The sequence below is a fragment of the Pseudomonas sp. SIMBA_068 genome (genome assembly GCF_046534705.1).
GTDB lineage: Bacteria > Pseudomonadota > Gammaproteobacteria > Pseudomonadales > Pseudomonadaceae > Aquipseudomonas > Aquipseudomonas putida.
On the sequence record NZ_JAWRYI010001618.1, the window covers coordinates 1 to 237 of the forward strand.

Here is a 237-nt window from a genome sequence, read left to right on the forward strand (position 1 = left end):
CCCTCATTTGTCAAAATATTTTTGACAAACTAGCAGGCAAACCGGTGTATTCCAAAGTGAACACCTGGCCTACCCTGCCCGCCTCACTCGCAGGATCACGTTCATGACCTACCGCTCGAAAGTCGCCTGGATCTTTTTGCTGGGCTTCGCCCTGGACCTGGTGAACATGTTTGTCGCCACCGTCGCCTACCCGGATATCGCCCGCCAGTTACAGGCTTCGGTGACGCAGCTGGCGTG

Annotated in this window: 1 pseudogene; it reads left to right on the top strand. The window is 55.7% G+C overall.

The window, feature by feature from the left end:
* Positions 1–103: 103 nt before the first annotated feature.
* Positions 104–237 (top strand): annotated as a pseudogene (locus tag SB756_RS35190) (MFS transporter); the annotation flags it as partial.